14 protein-coding genes are annotated in these 17,649 nt (G+C 35.2%); 3 read left to right on the top strand and 11 right to left on the bottom strand.

The annotated features are described in order from the left end of the window. Positions 1–244: 244 nt before the first annotated feature. On the top strand, positions 245–1,480 hold the full coding sequence (locus GQR98_RS04635; RefSeq protein ID WP_159018491.1) for a metallophosphoesterase: 1,236 nt from the start codon (positions 245–247) through the stop codon (positions 1,478–1,480). A 121-nt stretch (positions 1,481–1,601) separates the two neighbouring features. Beyond that, a complete protein-coding gene (locus GQR98_RS04630; RefSeq protein ID WP_159018490.1) occupies positions 1,602–1,898 on the top strand; it encodes a thioredoxin family protein in 297 nt (98 codons plus the stop codon). Positions 1,899–1,931: 33 nt separating this feature from the next. Here the strand turns inward: GQR98_RS04630 and GQR98_RS04625 are convergent, their stop codons facing one another. Continuing rightward, positions 1,932–2,360, bottom strand: a complete 429-nt coding sequence (locus GQR98_RS04625) for a YybH family protein (RefSeq protein WP_159018489.1) — start codon at positions 2,358–2,360, stop codon at positions 1,932–1,934. Positions 2,361–2,682: 322 nt separating this feature from the next. Between GQR98_RS04625 and GQR98_RS04620 the strand changes: the two genes are divergently transcribed. Further along, the gene (locus GQR98_RS04620; protein WP_159018488.1) at positions 2,683–2,961 is read left to right on the top strand and encodes a hypothetical protein; all 279 of its coding nucleotides are present in this window, start codon (positions 2,683–2,685) and stop codon (positions 2,959–2,961) included. A 14-nt stretch (positions 2,962–2,975) separates the two neighbouring features. On the opposite strand, the gene GQR98_RS04615 is transcribed toward GQR98_RS04620, so the two are convergent. The 10 genes from GQR98_RS04615 to GQR98_RS04570 all read right to left on the bottom strand — a co-directional run bounded on the left by GQR98_RS04615 (position 2,976) and on the right by GQR98_RS04570 (position 17,604). Further along, positions 2,976–4,076 (bottom strand): DUF4407 domain-containing protein, encoded by a 1,101-nt coding sequence (locus tag GQR98_RS04615; RefSeq protein WP_159018487.1) that lies wholly within the window; start codon positions 4,074–4,076, stop codon positions 2,976–2,978. A gap of 127 nt (positions 4,077–4,203) precedes the next feature. Beyond that, positions 4,204–5,655, bottom strand: coding sequence for a T9SS type A sorting domain-containing protein (locus tag GQR98_RS04610; RefSeq protein ID WP_159018486.1), 1,452 nt, complete (start codon positions 5,653–5,655; stop codon positions 4,204–4,206). A 27-nt stretch (positions 5,656–5,682) separates the two neighbouring features. Next, positions 5,683–6,828: a cytochrome-c peroxidase gene (locus GQR98_RS04605; protein WP_159018485.1), complete on the bottom strand. Its 1,146-nt coding sequence runs from the start codon at positions 6,826–6,828 to the stop codon at positions 5,683–5,685. 2 nt (positions 6,829–6,830) lie between these two features. Continuing rightward, on the bottom strand, positions 6,831–8,309 hold the full coding sequence (locus tag GQR98_RS04600; protein WP_159018484.1) for a hypothetical protein: 1,479 nt from the start codon (positions 8,307–8,309) through the stop codon (positions 6,831–6,833). Further along, on the bottom strand, positions 8,296–9,771 hold the full coding sequence (locus GQR98_RS04595; protein ID WP_159018483.1) for a RagB/SusD family nutrient uptake outer membrane protein: 1,476 nt from the start codon (positions 9,769–9,771) through the stop codon (positions 8,296–8,298). The genes GQR98_RS04600 and GQR98_RS04595 overlap by 14 nt, the downstream gene beginning before the upstream one ends. Positions 9,772–9,775: 4 nt before the next feature. Next, positions 9,776–13,135 (bottom strand): SusC/RagA family TonB-linked outer membrane protein, encoded by a 3,360-nt coding sequence (locus tag GQR98_RS04590; RefSeq protein WP_159018482.1) that lies wholly within the window; start codon positions 13,133–13,135, stop codon positions 9,776–9,778. A 3-nt stretch (positions 13,136–13,138) separates the two neighbouring features. Beyond that, on the bottom strand, positions 13,139–14,254 hold the full coding sequence (locus GQR98_RS04585; RefSeq protein ID WP_159018481.1) for a FecR domain-containing protein: 1,116 nt from the start codon (positions 14,252–14,254) through the stop codon (positions 13,139–13,141). 221 nt (positions 14,255–14,475) lie between these two features. Then, a complete protein-coding gene (locus tag GQR98_RS04580; protein WP_159018480.1) occupies positions 14,476–15,081 on the bottom strand; it encodes an RNA polymerase sigma-70 factor in 606 nt (201 codons plus the stop codon). 99 nt (positions 15,082–15,180) lie between these two features. Beyond that, positions 15,181–16,047: a DMT family transporter gene (locus tag GQR98_RS04575; RefSeq protein ID WP_159018479.1), complete on the bottom strand. Its 867-nt coding sequence runs from the start codon at positions 16,045–16,047 to the stop codon at positions 15,181–15,183. A 168-nt stretch (positions 16,048–16,215) separates the two neighbouring features. Then, the gene (locus tag GQR98_RS04570) at positions 16,216–17,604 is read right to left on the bottom strand and encodes a dipeptidase (RefSeq protein WP_159018478.1); all 1,389 of its coding nucleotides are present in this window, start codon (positions 17,602–17,604) and stop codon (positions 16,216–16,218) included. Positions 17,605–17,649: the final 45 nt, after the last annotated feature.

Here is a 17,649-nt window from a genome sequence, read left to right as displayed (position 1 = left end):
AGTTATGGTTATAATTTAAAGTTTGAATGCCCTAAACGTGTTAAAATGTTTTAGTCGAAAAATCTCGTTTTCATTTTAATTAAAACTTCAGAAATTATTTTGAAACTCTAGATAATAACGCCGCATTTTGTCAATAAAATATGGTGGTTTGTTTTAAATGAAGACTCTTAACAATTCGTTAAATCCATTTGCTATGGCGCACATTAATTGGTAATACCGTTATCTTTGATGAAAAAAAGAGCATATGCTACGTTGGATTATATTTTTAGCTGTTTTCCTGATTGCCGATTATTACGCCTTTCAGGCCTTTAAAACGGTGGTTAGAAACAACTGGATACATCTACTATATTGGGTAATTACGGTATTAATTATTGGCAATTTTGTGTTTCAATTTTATGGCTTTAGTCGTCGTAATGGTTTTACACATGCGAACTCTTATGCTATTGGGTTTTTTATAGCGCTTTTAGTGCCAAAAATGGTGTTGGTTTTAGGTGTGTTTTTTGAAGATATTTTTAGAGTGCCACAGGCACTGTATCGTTATTTTACGGTAGGTGAAGCTGCAAAAGGGAATTATTTTGCATCGCGTCGCCAGTTTATAAGTAAAGTGGCTTTAGGCTTGGCTGCCATTCCTTTGGCTTCTATAATTTATGGTATTTATAAAGGTCGCTACAATTATAAAGTTTTAAAATACACTTTACATTTTGAAGATTTACCGGCTGCTTTTGATGGTTATAAACTAACGCAGATTAGCGATATCCATTCTGGAAGTTTCGATAATATGGAAAAGGTGAAATATGCCGTAGATTTAATTAATGAACAGGACAGTGATGTGATTTTATTTACCGGCGATATTGTAAATAATAAAGCTGAAGAATTGGTGCCTTATAAAACGGTTTTTAATAAGTTGAAAGCTAAAGATGGCTTATATTCTGTATTAGGAAATCACGATTATGGCGATTATGTTAATTGGGAATCGGATGAAGCGAAACACCAAAACCTTGAAGATTTAAAGGCTTTACAAAAAGAAATAGGGTTTAACCTTTTGCTGAATGAAAGTAAATACCTTGAAAAAAATGGTGAGCGTATTGCTTTAGTGGGTGTTGAAAACTGGGGTGCTGGTGGTTTTAAAACTGCAGGCGATTTGCATAAAGCAGCCGCTACTATTGATAAAAACGATTTTAAAATTTTAATGAGTCACGATCCGTCGCACTGGGAGAAAAAGGTGATTGACGATGATTACCATTACCATTTAACATTAAGCGGACACACACACGGTATGCAATTTGGAATTGAAATTCCGGGTTGGTTTAAATGGAGTCCGGTAAAATGGCGCTACAAATATTGGGCTGGTATTTACAAAGAAATGGGGCAGTACATAAACGTAAACCGTGGTTTTGGCTATTTGGCGTTCCCTGGGCGTGTTGGTATTTGGCCAGAAATTACTGTAATAGAACTTAAGAAAGGTGCCGAACCGGTTTAAACGGCCTTTGTTGTTGCTGTTTATCTTAAATTGTTTATATTTATAATAATCAAATAGAATTTTTAATCACGATTTTCTATCCGCTTAGAAAACTATTAAATAGACAAAAAAACTTTATAATATGTCAAAATTTGGGGAACTTATCGATGTTAATACACCTGTACTGCTAGATTTTTTTGCAGAAGAGAGTGAGCCATCTAAAGCTATGCACGACGTTTTACGAGATGTAGCAGCAGCCTTAGGCGATAAAGCTAAGGTGATAAAAATTGACGTCGAAAAAAACCAAGAATTAACAGAGGCTTTACAAGTAAAAGGCCTGCCAACTTTAATTGTTTATAAAGATGGTGAAATGAAATGGCGCCATACCGGAACGCAAGATGCAAACACACTTATTAGTGTTATTGAAGAATATTTGTAATAAGTAAGGTGATACTTTCCTGTTTTTACAAGTTTAGCACGAGGTGTCTGCAACAATTTTCCACTCGCCATTGATGCGCTTGAAAATAAGCATGAAAATACCGTCTGCATTGCCAACTTCTCGCTTTAAGTGAAACTCACCAAGTACATAGTAAGCATCTGCACTTATTTTAGTGATGTCGTTTATTTTAAAGCTTAAAGTCCCCGTGTGATCTTTGGTTGGATAGCTTTTTTCGTAACGATCAAAAGTGTCTTCCCAGCCGTAAGTTACGCCGTTTTTACCGTAAAACTTAAGAGAATCACTTTTCCAATACCCCTCCATATAGCCTTCTAAGTCGTGCTTAGACCAAGCAATACGTTGTGCTTTTAATACTTTATTAATAGCTTTTATATCTTTTTCTTCGTTTTGAGAATAACTATTGAAAGCTGAAATAAGACAGATGAGTAGAACGAGTTTTTTCATGTTGCAATTTATATAAAAATTTTGATACCAAATCTATGCCGAAATTAAAACGGGAATGGAAAATAGATTTATGAGAGCGAAATATAGTTAAAGTGCTAATAAGTGATTCTAGTTCTTGCTGTATTTTACTGTTTTTGTTTTAAAATGATGTTTAAGTAGGTTACTCATCGGTTAAATTGACACGTAATTATTTTTCGTCCAAGGATGAATTCTTTTAATCGAAAAAATTCTTCACGTAACTCTTTAATAATATACTTTTATCTCATAATCAATTGATTATGTTTCCCTCAGATTTATCATTTAACTAAAAAATTAACTTATTATGGATTTACGTATTACAAACTGCAACAACTTTTTCAAGATTAAAGGTGAACTAAATAAAAAGAGTTTATCTGTTTTTCAAAACGAATTTCAAGATATTTTTAATCGCGTAAGTACACTTACCATCAGTATAGAAGATGTTAAAAGTATGGATCGTCACGGTGTAAAAGCTTTAACAGAATTACACAACGAAGCCGTAGCCAAAAATAAAAGTATGGCTATTATTGGTTTTGGTAGTAAAGATTTATACAATCATTTTAAAACCAATGTGGCTGCGTAATTATTGGTGTTAGCCTATAAAATGTTCTTTTGATGTTTGAAAAAAGCATCGGCTTGTAATTGCATAAGCTCTCTAGTTTTTTTGCGTTTATAGGTGTAAAGTTCATCTTCGGTTTTTAAATCGGTATATACACGGTCATTAATGGCGTTATCTGTTTTTAGTAAGGCTTCTCGCTGATTTTTATTTTGAAGAACATGGGTTTTAATAGCCATTTCTAAATCTTCTAATTTAAAATCGTAAGGCCCTTTTGGCGATAATAGTTTCGCGAAAATGGGTGAAGTTTCAATAGCTAAAAATAACAAGAATATAAAAAAGGATGGCATCCATGATAAGGTGCCTAGAGCGTTTACACGCGCCATTAATCCATCAAAATTATTAATTACAGGTTGCGTAGTGTCAACCTGTAATTGGTAATTTGTTTTTAGTGTAGCAATCTGTTGCTCTAAATCTGCTTTTTTCTCTTTATTTTCTAATTTTAATTGTTGAAGTTCGGCAAGTAAAGCATCATGCTTTTCTCTTTTTTCTTTATAAACAGGGCCTTTGCCTAAGCGATTAGTTCCTGCTGTGCCTTCGGCCTCTGAGATGTAAGTATTGTAAAGCGCATTAACCTCAACTTCTTTATTGATAACCTCGCTTTCTAGAGTTGTTATGTCTGTTTCTAGAGCAGTTATTTCTGGATTAAATTGTGCTAATATTTGATTTTGATTGGCTAAGGTTAAATCGTTTTTCTGTTCTAATAAAACCTGATTAATTTCTTTTTCAAAAATCTTTAATTCTAAAGGCTTAGAAATGACAATAGCTATAATTACGGCAAGCATAATTCTTGGTGTAGCTTGGAGTAACTCGTCTAAAAAACGACCGGTTTTCTTGATTGTAGAAACAATGTAACGGTCTAAATTAAAAATAAGTAATCCCCAAATAAAACCGAAGCCAATGGCAGCATAGTTATTGTCGAAAACAGTGTAGAGTGCATAACTGGCGGCTATAAAAGCCATAAGTGCAGTAAAGAAAACGGTTGCGCCAATGCCCGCATATTTATTTTGTTCACCCTTAGAGCATTGCTCTAGAATATCGGTGTCGGCGCCAGAGCAAATGATGAAGAATTGCTTTAGCATAATGTGATTGATTTTTGATTGATTGACTATTAGAACGTTAAAGCAGGTGTTTTGTTACAAAATTGTATAAAAAAAAGCCTCGAATTAACGAGGCTTTCAAAGTATGGGATAGATAATTTGCTATTAATTACTTTACCACAACCTTTTTTGTAATGCTACTTAGGTCTGTTTTTATATTTAATAAATACATACCGCTTTTTAAACTCAATTCAATTTTTTCTGAAGAAATAAGTCCTTGAGCGACTTGTTTTCCTGTAATATCATGAATAGTATAATTTGTATTTACTAAACTTGATGGTACCATAATGTAATCTGAAGTAGGGTTTGGGTAGATGCTAATTATTTCTGCTTGAGCATTAGTAACAGATAGTGTTGAAGGATCTAAACTGTAAAGTTCATTCCCTGTAGTTCCATTATCACCTTCAAAATAGAGAACATCTTCTAGAAGCGTTATTTCATCTATGTCTTTAATGGTAGCGTCTATTTGAGATATGGTTAAACCATCGGTTCTAAATAAATATTTGTCTGAACTAGTAGAACTCGATCCGCTGTAATATAAATAACCGTTGTACGCTGCAAAATCACTAGGGTTATGATCATTGTTACTCCCTGATATGTTGCTAATGTTTGTTACTGTATCTAAAGTTGGATTATAAACATAGAGTTGGTCGCCGTTTGAGGCATCATCTCCCTCAAAAAACAATAGATTGTTCCAAGCGTATAAATTTGCAATACCAGCAAGAGTAGATGCAGATGCTACAGCAAGAGTTCCAGCTGTGGTTCCATCGGTTTTCCATAGTGCGTTATCTGCTTCAAAATAAAGTGTACTGCCCAGAATAGTAAAGTTGCTAATACTTGAGTCTCCTGTTCCGGTGTCGATATCTTTAATTAGCGAAAAAGTATCTGCTGTGGGGTTATATGCATATAGTTCATTTCCAACCGTAGCATCATCTGTAGAGTAATTCATGTACATGAAAATTTGATTGTTAAATATAATCATGCTTTGTAAAATCGATTCGAAACCCGAACCAACATCTGCAACTTGTACGGCATCATTTATACCATCCCATTGCACTAATTTATTAGCGGTTTCGGCTGAGGTACTTCCGGGTTGGCCACCTACTGTAAAATATGCTAAACCATCGAGTTCAACGAAACGTTGTGGTGCTTCGCCTGTAATGGAAGGCATGATATCTACTTTAGTAGTTCCTGCTTCAGTACCATCAGATGTCCATAATTCTGAACTTGTATCGAAAGCTGTGAAATAAAATTTGTCGTTAAAAGAAAAGAGGTTGAAAGGGTTAGATCCAGATGAGCCAGTTCTTATATCTTTAACAAAAGTGGTTCCTGTGCTGGTGCCATCGGTAACCCAAAGTTCTTTTCCTAAATCAGCACCACCTGGTGTGTTTGAGCCATTGGAATCATCGGCTGCAAAAAATATTTGGCCATTGTGCACAGTAAGGTTTGCCGGGCTCGAGCTAGATGTAGTATTGTCGTTAATTTCTTTAACTAAAGTTACTTGGGCATTTGAAATTAAGGCGCTTAAAATGACGACAAGTGAGAGTAATTGTTTTTTCATAATTTAAAATTTTGAGTTAATAAAAATTTATTGTGGGAGTTTTGGTATTAATGTTCTGCCTCGGCTAGAAGACAACGTTTCCATAAAAGCTATTAAGGCTTCAATTTCATTTTTTTCTAGATCTAATTTTTTTAAGATCGGCGAGTTCTCAGGTATTAAAGAGTCGCGCCCTTTACCTAAATATTTTTTCTGAACAACTGCAGGGTTGCCAAGGTTGTAAAACTGAACAACATCTAATAAGCTAGGGAAGTGCCCATTATGCATCCAAGGCCCAGTTCTGGCAACTTCTCTTAATGTTGGAGTTCTAATTTTTCCGATATCATCCATGTTTTTGGTTACGTTATAGCGGCCAAAATCTTCATCTTTTGTTCCAAACAAGGTTTGCCCGTCGTTATGAAATTGATTGTCTGAGAAATATGGTGTATTATGGCAATTGATACATCTTGCTTTTGTACGGAATACATGCAGTCCTAATACCTCTTGATTGTTAAGTTTTGTAGAGTCGCCTTCAACAAATTTATCGAACCTTGTTTTGTAGCTGTTTACGGTACGTTCAAAGGTTGCTATGGCAAATTGAATACGTTCTAATGAAATAGTGTCATTTCCAAAGGCTGCTTCAAACAAGGGTTTGTAGCCTTCTATTTCGGCTATTTTATCAACGGCAATATTGAGTTTTTCGTTCATCTCTAAAGGGTCTCCAATAGGGAATCTGGCTTGGTCTTCTAAGCTAGAAGCGCGACCATCCCAGAAGAGACTGTGCGCAAAACCAGAGTTTAAAATAGTCATAGAGTTTCGCGCTCCGGTTTGACGATTGTGACCAAAAGAACGTGTGGAATTATCCGTCCATGCTAATTCTGGATTATGGCAAGACGCACATGCTATTTGTCCGCTAACAGATAGTCTTGGGTCGAAAAAGAGTGTTTTACCGAGTTTCGATTTTTCTTGACTAAACGGGTTGTATTCTGGATGTTGTAATTTGGGTAAAGCGCCAATATCTTTAAAAGTTTCTTTATTTACTGTACTATCTAAATCTGGTGCAGGCCATTTAGTAATATCACCATTAGAGTAAATTGCTTTTAAGTTTGCAATATTGGTGTATTCGTCTTTATGTTCTGTTTTGCACGAGCATATAAAAACACAAATGAATAAGGATAAAATTAGGTTGTTTCTCATGGTTATTCTAGTATGTATTCTGTAATGCAGTTGTTAGTAGTTAAATCTTCGGGGTCGGTATAACTACTAGTGTTGTATAAGCGATATTCTGAAGTGATTGTACCTCCGAAAATGGCGTCGTTAGTTAGGTTTAGTTGAAATTTAAGTTCGAAAATACCTGGGCTTACTTCTTCGTAAGTGCCTTCACCTGAAATAGCAAAAGAAAAACTTTCGTCACTTGTGTTAGAAATGGTTAAAAACTGAGGGATTATTAAAATAGAACCGTTAGTTGTACTTGTTCCGTTTTCTGGGAAAAACTCTATAGCAGGTGTGGTATTAAATCCAGGAGAGTTTGCTCTACTTGTGCTCTCGTTACTAAAGTATCTTTTTAAGTTGAATGCATTTGTAGTAGTGGTTGCAATAGGGCTATCGAAACCAATTTGAAAGGCATGATGGTAAATGTCGTCTAGCGGATCGGCAGTATCATTATCGCTATAAAGTACAGCATTAGGGTTTGTAGATTCTACAACAATAGGGTAGGTGAAAGCAAAAGTAGATTGCCAAGCGCATTCGCCATCTTCATTAAAATCGTTCCAATGCTCTACGTAGGTACGATAAAATGAATCTGATAAATTGTAGAAATTCGCAGCTATATTAACAGTAACATCACGGTCGGACTTAATAGGCTTTACAATTTGTAGTGTACTATTTCCTGTGGTTGTGTAGTTTTCGCTATCAATTAACGTAATTATGGTTTGGTATAATACATCATCATTTTCAATAGATTCATTTAAAGTAATTCTGTAGTTTATAGTCGAAGTGTTTTCTCCTATATCTAGTGGCTCAATGCTATAATCGAAGCCGTTTAAAAATTTAAAAATATCTGAGGTTTCAATTTCCGAAGGAAGGTATCCGTTAGGGAAATTTACGGCAAAGTCTATTTGTTCACCTGCTGCACCTGTAATTTCAATTCTGTTTGCCAGAAATGTATAGGTGGTTGTAATAGGCTCTAAATTAATAGTGAATTCTGTATTAGTTTCATTTGAATTTAAGTTGCCTAAATTTATCGAAGGGTCTGATACCGATTCTAGGTTTAAAATGATGCTTTCTTCACTAGACCATCGTTTGTTAAAGTTGATATAAATGGTATCGGTTAATTGATTGTTTTGAAACGAAACTTGGTTTACCGGACTGATAGTAAACAAGTCTTCATTAGAGGAAGATACAGCGCTGTAATTTACGGTTACTTCGTTTTCTAAGGTGTAAGATGTTAGAGTTACAGGTACTTTTAAAGTGTTAATCCCTGTGTTTGTATAACTAACGCTTGGTATAATGGCACTGCTTACTTGTGGGTATTCTAATGGTTCGTTGTTGCTGTTGGTTAAAAAATTAAACCGAACATAACTAGGCACGTTATCGGCTGTGTTATCATCATTTTTAGAGCATGAAAACATCATGGTAAAAACGGTTGCTATGGCTAATATGGTTTTAGTATGTGTCATTTTGCTGTAAATTAGAGTTAAGTTCGATGTTGCTATCTGGAATTGGAAGTATGTATTTTCCTGAAGGATAAATTAAGTTACAAGTTTGCGATACGCAGTCTGCACCTCGTACAATATTTTGTTGAAATCTCGCTAAATCGAATAAATATTGAGCTTCGAAACACATTTCTTTTCGGCGTTCTAATAAAAGGATATCTTCTAAATTGGTGGTCTCTGTTAGTAGTGTGGTATTTGCTCGGTTTCTTAATATATTGATGTCGTCTTTACAGTCTTCTAGATTTTCAAGTCCTAATGATGCTTCAGCTCTTATTAAATACATTTCACTTAATCTGATGGCTACAAAGCCTGGGTTATCTTGAAATTTTTTGGTGAAATAATAGGGGCGATCTTCTAATTCACCATCAATTAAGGTTGGTAAATTGGATTCAAGAAAAAGTTGTCCTCGCAAATCGTTAGTTTCAAAAAGGTTTAGTATATCTTCCGAGGCTACATAATCTGCATAATCTGTAGTTGAGGTAAAACCATAAGAACTCGATAGTGAGCCACCAACTGTACCGCCAGTATCCCGAGGAATTGAAAACTCTAGCAATACTTCAGAAATTGGTAAGTCTGTTTTTTCCCATTCTGCTATATAATCTTCAGAAGGTGTTAGTGTTTTTCCAGAATTCAGAATCACTTCATTTGCCAAATCATAAGCATTTTGCCAATCGTATTTAGAAACGTAAACTCGAGCAAGTAAAGCTTGAGTGCTTACTTTATTAAAGTAAGAATACGTTGGTCCATCAAAAAGTAAAGTGTTGGAGTAGTTGTTTATTGCTGAAGTTAAATCGTCAATAATTAAATTGTAGGTTGTTGCTAATGTTTCTCTAGAAGGGTAAGTGATGCCATTGGTTAAGGTTGTTTTGCTGTATACAAGCCCTAAATGACTAGCATCTGCAGTAAAACCATAGTTTTGTGCATATACTTGAGATAATAGAAAATGAGCGTAGGCTCTAATCGTTAAGGCTTCGGCTCTTATTTGGTTTTTAACATCATCATTAGAGTCTGTTAGGGTGTCTACATATTCTAGTATGAGGTTTGTTTGGTTTATAATGTCGTAACTATCATCATAAAATCCTTCAAGGTTACTCTCATCTGCTAAATCTGTAAAGTTGTAAATGTTTTCCACATTGGATGGCGCCGTAATCTGTCCTGTATTACTACCGGTTTCTGTTGGGGTAAATGTGGTATTGCCGGCTTGCATATCAGCATAAATGGTATAGTTCCCTCTAACATTGGATTCTAAATCATGATAAGCACCATTTAGAGCGGTTACCACACCATCCGTAGTATCTAATAATTCTGTGATAGATGTTTGTGATCCTGGTTCTTGCTCTAAAAAGCTACTGCAATTAAAGCAAGTTAGTAGCAAAGCTATTAGGGTATATTTCGAAAATTGTTTGAGTTGTTTTGTTTGTGTCATCACCTTAAAATTTTGCGTTTAAACCTATTGAAATTGTTCTTGCTTGTGGGTAACTAAATCTAAATTCACTAATACCGTTTCTGCCATTCAGGCTCTTTTCCTTATACCAATAAAGTACATTAGATACATCGGTATAAATAGATAATGCATCTAAAAAACTAACGCTATTTCGCGGAAAGCTATAGTTTAAATTTACGTTACTTATTCTTAAAGACGTAGCGTCGTATAGGTACTTATCGTAATTAGAAATGGTTGGGTTGTTACTGGTAACAATTGGGTTAAGTGCAATGTCACCTTGGTTTCTCCAGTAATCATAAGCGTTAACCGATAGGTTTCTGTTTGAAGTGATGTTGTATTTGGCAATAAGTTCATCTTCTGCTAAATAATCACCTCCTATTTGAAAGCTTCCTCGAATAGATAAACTTAAGTTATTATTGAAGGTAAATGTGTTGTTGAAACCACCGTATGCGTCGGGCTGATAATCTCCAATAGGAACCCAATCGGCACTGCTAAATAAGCTATTGTAAGTAACGGCATCGTAAATTTCGCCATCTTTTTTAAGTAAGTCACGCCCTGTAGCAGGGTCGATACCTGCCCATTTAATACCCCAAATAGTAGAAGTACTATAGCCTACTTTTTGTGCCAATGCAATTTCTGAAAGTGAAAACTCACTACCTAAACCTTTAAGTTCTGTAACTTCACTTTGTAGTGTAGATATGTTGAATGAAGTGGTCCATTTAAAGTTTTCTTTTTGAAACCATTTAAAACTTGTTGATAGTTCTAGCCCTTTATTGTACATGCTTGCAGCGTTAATTTGGATGGAGCTATAGCCGGTCTCGGTAGGTATGTTTCTACTTGTGATAAGGTCTTTAATATCGTCGTAATAATATTCAAGCGTTAAACTCACCGTGTTTAAAAAGTTGAAGTTTAAACCCGCATTAAATTTTTTGTTCTTTTCCCAACTCAATTCACCGTTAGGAGCTGCAGATGGGTAGGCAATATCTAAGTTATTATAACCATTATCATCAATGGTGTATAAGCCTTTAGAGCGGTAAGAACCTATTCTAGAGTTTCCTGTAGTTCCGTAACTTAATTTCAGTTTTAATAAATCAACCCAATTGTTGGTGTTTAAAAAATTCTCGTTAGATAAAATCCAGCTTACACCGGCACCTCCTGTGTAGGCCACATTGGTGTCGTCTCCAAAAACAGAACTTTGGTCTCGCCTAAAATTAGCTAGAATAAAATAGCGTTTTTTGTAATTGTAATTAAGTTGCGAAAAGAGTGATACTTTAGAGTTGTTACTAATGTCCGAACTATAAGTTTGGTTGCCTGTAGATTCATCGTCAGTCGTTGAAGGATCATCGTCTTGAACCGCATCGGTAACGCCATTTATAATATTGGGGTTTACAAACCCACGACCTGAAGCATAATCAAAGTCTACATTTTCTTCTGTAAGTTCAATACCAAAAACACCATCAAAAGCGCTGTTTTCGGTTATTTGCTTATTGTAAAGTGCGCGTGTTTGCCAGTTCCATTTATTGGTGTGTCTGTTGTTTATTAAGCGACGACCATAGAGAGGGTACGATGTATCATTTAGCGTAAAACTACCATTAAGTTGACCGCTTTCATTTTCTCCAGAAAAATAACGATCTTGTTCTTTATCTCTGTACGAAAGACCAAAAAGAGACGATATGTTTAAGTCTTTTGTAATATTATAAGTAGCTTGTAAGCTTCCTAGCATACCGTAACTATTATAAGTGTTTTTGTTTTGATCAATGGCTGCCAATGGGTTTCCTAAGCCGGTAACACCAACGTCAGCATATGATCCGTCTTCGTTATAAGGCGATAGGGTTGGTGCGAAAGCATAGCTGTAATAAATGTTAGGGGCATCTTTTGCAACGTAGCTCGGACTTAAAGATAAATTGATGTCTAATTTTTTATGACGATATCCTAAGTTGATACTTGCGTTTAGTTGTTCATTGGTATTCCCTTTTTGAGGTTCGTCTATTTTTTTATAGGTTAAACTCGCACGGTATGAAAAGGCTTCCGAAGCTCCAGATACGCTAAAGTTGTATTTGTTGTAAACCCCTGTGCCATTCAGTAAGTTAAACCAATCGGTGTCTACGCCATTGTATGGTGTTGGTGTGTAGCCAACGGTTGTGTTTTTTAAGTATTCATTTCTCAGTTCGTGGTATTGAGCACCACTTAAATATTCAATTTGATTAATTGCAGATGAAATTCCTAATTGTGATGAAAATCCAAATTTAGCAGCGCCTTTTTTTCCTTTTTTTGTGGTAATTAAAATAACACCATTGGCGGCATCGGCACCATAAATACTAACAGCGGCGGCATCTTTTAGAACCGTGAAACTTTCAATGTTTTCGGGAGAAATTTGAGATAATGGATTCGATAAATCTTCAGAAGAACTTCCGTTAGCATCAAAAAAGTTGTTATCTATCGCCATTTCTTCGGCCATAATAACGCCATCAATAATAATAAGCGGTTGTGTTGAAGTTCCGTATACGGCACCGTTTAAAGGTGTTAAACTCCCTTGTCCTCGAATGTTAATACTTACTGGGCCACCTATTCCCGATGTGTTTTCAATATAAACACCGGCTATCTGTCCGTCTACCATTTTATCAATACTTTCAGAAGCTTGATCTACCGCAATATCTTTAGCATTAAGCGTTTCTATACTTCCAACAATTTCTTCTCTAAGTGTTTTTGTTCCGTAAGATGATGTAATAACCACCTGATCGAGTTCATCAGCAGCTTCCTTTAAGTAAAACGTGAATTTCGAATTGTTACCAACGACCTGAGTTAAGGTTTGCATGCCTAAATAATGTACCTCAAGTTCCAAAGTGTTGAGGTTGTTGCCTTGTAAACGGTAAGTGAACTCACCATTAAAATTGGTTATAGCACCTCGTTTGGTGCCTTTTATTAACACCGTAGCACCAGGTAAAGGAAGGTTGTCGGGGCTAGTATAAACAACGCCAGATATTAACCTTTGCTCTGTGCTTTTAGTGATGGTAGGATTGTAAGTTATTTGTTTTTCAACCAGAAGTATTTGGTTGTTTTTTATAATATAAGTGAGCTCTGTGTTTTCTAGTAATTTGTTTAATACTATTGCTAGACTTACGTTGCTCACATTTAGGCTTACCTTTTTGTTGAGGTCTATTTTGTTTGCATTATAAATAGAGCGGTATGTAGATTGTTGCTCTATTAATTTTAAAACCGATCCAAAAGATTGCTCTGTGGCGTTAATTGAAATGGTATTAGATTGTGCGTTAGCACTGTTGTAAAGCAAAATAATTCCAAAGGTGAGAATTAGTACTTTTACATGTTGGTTCAAAAAATGCTTCATCTATTAATTGTTGCTAATTATTATTTGGTTGTCTTCAATGCTGTATTCAAAATAAGTATCGAACTTTAGTAAATCCAATATGTCGGCTAGGCTCGATGTTTTGAAGTTTATTGTTCCGCTAAATTCTTGAGCTTCTAGTAAGCTGTTATTATTAATTATTTTTACATTAAAAGCGCGTTCTAACTTTTTGGAAAAAGAGCTAAAATGTGCTGAATCAAGAATAATTTCTCCATGTATCCAAGCGGTATACAAATCTGTGTTTACTTGTTTTAAGTTAAAAACCTTAGATGCTGGGTTCCATGTTGCTTTATGGTTAGGTGTTATTAACGCGTTGTTATTACTGTTGTTTAGATTGTAAACTTGCACCGATCCTTCTACTAAAACACATGAGGTTTTTGAGTTTTCTGGATAAGCATTTACATTAAATTTAGTGCCTAAAACTTTTACTGCTATATCGTTTATGTTAACTACAAAAGGGTTTGCCTTGTCTTCTTTAACTTCAAAAAAAGCTTCACCAGTTAAATACACTAAGCGGTTACTGTTGTTACTAAATTGTTTTGGGTATTTAAAGGTAGTTCCGGAGTTTAAGTACACTTTTGTGCCATCGGATAATGTGACTTTAAATGTTTTACCTAACGGAATATTTAAAGTGTGATACTCGATAGGAGCGGATGTTTTTGATGTTTTGTATATAATTTCGTTATTATTTTGTTCAGCAATAACTTCTCCAGATTGATTTGTAACATGCTGTATTAAGGAATCTAGTTGGATATTGTTGCCTTCAATTTCTAAAACAATAGTATTGTTTTGTTCTAGATTTTGATCTTGATTATTGTTGATCCATGCTAATCGTCCAATCGAAATGAACAGAACCAAAATGGCAGCATATTTAATCCACGTTTTATATTTAGAAGGTTTTGTTTTTGATATGTTTTTCTGAATTGCTTTCCATGCAATGTCTTTGTTTGTGTTAGAAACTTCGGTTAATGCCCATGCTTTTTTTAAGGCTATAAATTCCTTTTTATTATTTTCGGACGCATCAATCCACTCAAAAATTAATTCAACTTCTTTTTCAGTGGCATCGCCATTTAAATATTTAGTTATTAAATTCGAAATCATGATATGCTAATTTTATTTGGTTTTTTTAGTTGGTGCTACAATAATGAGTACACGCCAATATTTAAAAACCCTATAAAATAAAATTATTCTTATTTAGACTTATTAAAAATAATTACAAAAGTATAATAATTATTGACTTTACCGGATGGTAGATAGATAAATATTTAGATGTTTTAAAAGGAAGTAAATGTGATTTCGCTTAAAGCGGAATACTAGTTTTTTTAGTGTTTAGATAGGATAAGCGTAATAAGAACTAGAGGAAGGTAATCGGATAAATTTTGGCGTAAAATTTTTAAAGCCTTGGTCATATGTGCTTCAACCGTTTTTATAGTCACGTTTAATTCGTTGGCTATATCTTGGTTTTTTTTGTTTTCGAAGCGTTTTTTTAAGAATATCACCTTTGTTTTTTCAGGTAGGTTTTCAATAGATTTTGAGATTAAGTCTTCTAATTCCGATAAAGCTAGGGTGTCGAAATTTATAGAATTTAAAATATCGAAATCTAATTCTCGCTCTTTTTCATTTAATGTTTTACTCTTATATCGTTCTTTAACCTGGTTGTGTCTAATAGCGTTTAAGCATTTAGATTTGGCATAGGTGTATAAAAAAGATTCTACGCCACTAACTTTTTCAATTTTACCTTTATTGAGCCATAGGTTTAAAAAGGCATCTTGAGTTATGCCCGAAGATTGGGGTTTGTCGTAAATAAATTGAATGCAAAACCCTAAAATATGACTATAATATTTATTAAAGAAATACTCAAAAGCCTTCTCGTTACCCGATTTTAGGTTTTCAAAGTTGAGTAATTCGGTTTGGCTATAATCCTGCATTGAGAGCTGTAAAGAGGCACTTTGTTTAAAAGTGATGAACACCAAAAATACAATTTTTAAGAAAACAAGCACTATGGACTGATAAAGTGTGCTATTTTATTAAGAATTAGCCTTTCTAGATCGAATACTTTCGATAACAACTGTAGCCAAAATTAAGGCGCCACCAATAAAAGTATTTATGGTAGGTATCTCGTTTAAAAAGAAAAAGGCGATAATAATACCACATATAGGTTGTGCGCTACCAATGATACTTGCGGTACTTACTGAAAAATGTTTCAAGCTACCAATAAAAAGTGAATGACCAATAGCTGTTGTTACTAAGCCTAAAATAATGAGGTATGGAAATTGGGTTTGCATATTACCAAGGTTCATGGTGAACATAACGGGTATGAGTATAATAGCAACTATTATGGCTTGCTGTGTCATGAGGACGGTGCCATTATAATTGTTTACATGGCCTTTCAAAATCAAGTTTCGTAAGGCGTAGCATAAAGCCGAAAATATACCGTAAAGTATACCTTTTAAATGGGTGTTTTCTAGGTTTAAATCTGGTGCTAGTATATAAACGCCGAGTAAAACCATAAACCCTAATAGTATATGTATGGGGTTTAATTTCGATTTGGTGAAAAAGGGTTCTAGTAATGCGGTTATGACTGGAAAGGTAAACATGGCGAGCATACCTATGGCGACGTTGGATAGTTTTAGGGCATGAAAATAGGTAATCCAATGTGTTGCTAAAAGTACGGCGCCTAGAATGATAGTTGGAGCATCTTTTTTTGATTTTATTTTAATGCTGAATTTTTTAAATCGACAGTAAGCGAAAAGAAAGATGGATGCTATAGCACTGCGACCCCATATAATTACAGGTGTTGGTAAATCTATAAATTTACCAAGTGTTCCTGATGTGCTTATAAGTAGTGTGGCTAATGCGAGTAGAAATAAGTGATTGTTGTGTTGGTTTTTCATTGTTGTACAAGTAAGCACTTATTTTAAGTTGCTAATTGAAGTTAGCGGATTGGTTGCGTTAGGGATTGAACGGTTTGTTTAAGCTCCCCGACCTTAGGAGGGAGCGAGTAGTGAAAGCCCGACCATAAGCTCGCCATAAAAGCGAGCTTATGGTAACGCCCAAAGAATTTATTTTGAAAACTCGGTGAAATATTTATAAAATAACGGAATGGTTTCGATGCCTTTCAGGTAATTCCAAACTCCGAAATGTTCGTTTGGTGAGTGTATGGCATCGCTGTCTAAACCAAAGCCCATGAGTATGGTTTTGCTTTTTAATTCTTGTTCGAATAGCGCTACAATTGGTATGCTACCGCCACTACGTTGTGGTATTGGTGTTTTTCCGAAAGTGTCTTGGTAAGCATGGCTTGCAGCTTTATAACCTATGCTGTCTATTGGTGTTACGTAGCCTTGGCCACCGTGATGTGGTGTGACCTTTACGGTTACGCCTTGGGGTGCAATACTTTCGAAATGGGTTTTGAAAAGTTGGGTGATATTTTCCCAGTCTTGGTTTGGTACTAAGCGCATAGATATTTTTGCGTATGCTTTACTAGCGATAACTGTTTTTGCACCTTCGCCAGTGTAACCTCCCCAAATACCGTTAACATCTAGTGTTGGGCGAATGGCGTTGCGCTCGTTTGTAGTATAGCCGGTTTCTCCATAAACGGCGTTAATATCTAATGCTTTTTTGTAATTTTCTAAACTGAAAGGAGCTTTTGCCATTTGGGCGCGCTCTTCTATAGAGAGATCTTCTACGTTATCGTAAAAACCAGGAATGGTGATTTGATTATCTTCGTCGTGTAATGAAGCAATCATTTTTGTTAGCACGTTTATTGGGTTGGCTACTGCGCCACCGTAAAGTCCGGAGTGTAAATCGCGATTCGGACCTGTAACTTCAACCTCTACGTAACTTAAGCCTCGTAAACCTGTGGTAATAGAAGGAACATCGTTGGCAATCATTCCGGTGTCGGAAATTAGAATAACGTCGTTTTTAAGTTTATCGTGGTTGTTTTTTACAAAGGTAGCTAGGTTAGCGCTGCCAACTTCTTCTTCGCCTTCTATCATGAATTTTACGTTGCATGGTAGTTGGTTCGTAGAGGTCATAAATTCCATGGCTTTTACATGCATGTACATTTGGCCTTTATCGTCACAAGCACCACGTGCAAAAATAGCACCGTCGGGATGTTTTTCTGTTGTTTTAATTACGGGCTCAAATGGTGGTGAATCCCAAAGATTTATTGGGTCTGGCGGTTGTACATCGTAATGTCCATAAACAAGTACAGTTGGCAGGTTTTTGTCTATTATTTTTTGTCCGTAAACAATAGGATAGCCATCTGTCTCGCAAATTTCTACGCTATCGCATCCTGCTTGTTCTAGTCTTAATTTTACAGCATCGGCTGTTTTTAATACATCGTTTTTGTATGCGGAGTCCGCACTAATGGATGGAATTTTAAGAAGCTCGATGAGTTCGTTTAAAAATCTATTTTTGTGCTCTAATATGTAGTTTTGAATACTGTTCATGGGCTTGTTTTTCTTTATTTTATCAAAAGTATAAAAAAAAGAATG

This window comes from Algibacter sp. L3A6 (genome assembly GCF_009796825.1).
GTDB lineage: Bacteria > Bacteroidota > Bacteroidia > Flavobacteriales > Flavobacteriaceae > Algibacter.
This window is presented reverse-complemented; position numbering and strand designations above follow the sequence as displayed.

Bases quoted from the DNA above. Each gene is read 5' to 3' on its own strand.
- GQR98_RS04635 (WP_159018491.1), top strand. From the start codon at position 245: ATGCTACGTTGGATTATATTTTTAGCTGTTTTCCTGATTGCCGATTAT.
- GQR98_RS04630 (WP_159018490.1), top strand. From the start codon at position 1,602: ATGTCAAAATTTGGGGAACTTATCGATGTTAATACACCTGTACTGCTA.
- GQR98_RS04625 (WP_159018489.1), bottom strand. From the start codon at position 2,360: ATGAAAAAACTCGTTCTACTCATCTGTCTTATTTCAGCTTTCAATAGT.
- GQR98_RS04620 (WP_159018488.1), top strand. From the start codon at position 2,683: ATGGATTTACGTATTACAAACTGCAACAACTTTTTCAAGATTAAAGGT.
- GQR98_RS04615 (WP_159018487.1), bottom strand. From the start codon at position 4,076: ATGCTAAAGCAATTCTTCATCATTTGCTCTGGCGCCGACACCGATATT.
- GQR98_RS04610 (WP_159018486.1), bottom strand. From the start codon at position 5,655: ATGAAAAAACAATTACTCTCACTTGTCGTCATTTTAAGCGCCTTAATT.
- GQR98_RS04605 (WP_159018485.1), bottom strand. From the start codon at position 6,828: ATGAGAAACAACCTAATTTTATCCTTATTCATTTGTGTTTTTATATGC.
- GQR98_RS04600 (WP_159018484.1), bottom strand. From the start codon at position 8,309: ATGACACATACTAAAACCATATTAGCCATAGCAACCGTTTTTACCATG.
- GQR98_RS04595 (WP_159018483.1), bottom strand. From the start codon at position 9,771: ATGACACAAACAAAACAACTCAAACAATTTTCGAAATATACCCTAATA.
- GQR98_RS04590 (WP_159018482.1), bottom strand. From the start codon at position 13,135: ATGAAGCATTTTTTGAACCAACATGTAAAAGTACTAATTCTCACCTTT.
- GQR98_RS04585 (WP_159018481.1), bottom strand. From the start codon at position 14,254: ATGATTTCGAATTTAATAACTAAATATTTAAATGGCGATGCCACTGAA.
- GQR98_RS04580 (WP_159018480.1), bottom strand. From the start codon at position 15,081: ATGCAGGATTATAGCCAAACCGAATTACTCAACTTTGAAAACCTAAAA.
- GQR98_RS04575 (WP_159018479.1), bottom strand. From the start codon at position 16,047: ATGAAAAACCAACACAACAATCACTTATTTCTACTCGCATTAGCCACA.
- GQR98_RS04570 (WP_159018478.1), bottom strand. From the start codon at position 17,604: ATGAACAGTATTCAAAACTACATATTAGAGCACAAAAATAGATTTTTA.